The organism is Thauera phenylacetica B4P, from assembly GCF_000310225.1.
Taxonomy (GTDB): Bacteria; Pseudomonadota; Gammaproteobacteria; order Burkholderiales; family Rhodocyclaceae; genus Thauera; species Thauera phenylacetica.
Window position 1 is genome coordinate 1 of the sequence record NZ_AMXF01000520.1, and the last position, 885, is coordinate 885.

The following is an 885-nucleotide window of genomic DNA, read 5'->3' on the forward strand; positions in this document are numbered from 1 at the left end:
GGCGCCAGGCCGCGGACCGGCGCCCCGCACCCGGCGGGCACCAGGCTGCGGTGCGCCGCGACGACGGGCCGCGCCCGAGTGCAGCTATGATCCGGGTCAGCCGACCCCTGCCGAGACCCCGACCGCCATGAACCCCACGCCCGCGCTGCCCTGGTGGCAGGACCTGACCCCGAGCCGCATCGCCGCGCTCGCCCGCGCCGACGCGGTCGCGCTGCTGCCGCTCGCCGCCATCGAGCAGCACGGCGAGCACCTGCCGCTGTCGACCGACCTCGACATCGCCCTCGGCCTGCTCGAAGCGGCCGCGCCGAAGCTGCGCCCGGGCCTGCCGCTGTGCGTGTTGCCGCCCTTCGTGCCGGGCTGCAGCCTGGAACACAGCGGCTTTGCTGGCACCCTCGCGCTCGGCGCGAGGACCGCGCTGGCGAGCCTGGTGGAGATCGGCGCCTGCGTCGCGCGGGCGGGGGTGCGCCGTCTGGTGCTGTTCAACACCCATGGCGGCAACAAGGCGCTGGTGGATCTGGCCGCGCTCGAGCTGCGCGCCGCGCAGCGCATGCTGGTGGTGCGCGCGCACTCGTTCCGCTTCCCGCCGCCGCCCGATGCGCTGCCGGCGCAGGAGCTGCGCCACGGCCTGCATGGCGGGGCGCTGGAGACCGCGCTGATGCTGCACCTGGCGCCGCACAAGGTGAGGCGCGAGGCGATCGATCGCTTCGAGTCGCTGGGGGTGCGCATGGCGGACGAGGGCCGCGTGCTCGGCCCCGAGGGCGAGGCGGGCTTCGCCTGGATGGCGCAGGACCTGCACCCGTCGGGCGCCTGCGGCGATCCCCGCCTGGCGGACGCCGCGCTCGGTGCGCGCCTGGTGGAACACTTCGCGAGCCGGCTCCCCCCCCC

At 76.5% G+C, this 885-nt stretch carries 1 protein-coding gene; it reads left to right on the plus strand.

Going from position 1 to position 885, the window contains the following annotated elements; genetic code table 11:
* Positions 1–127: 127 nt before the first annotated feature.
* A partial coding sequence (locus tag C667_RS23435; RefSeq protein ID WP_004390745.1) for a creatininase family protein occupies positions 128–885 on the plus strand: 758 nt, incomplete at its 3' end.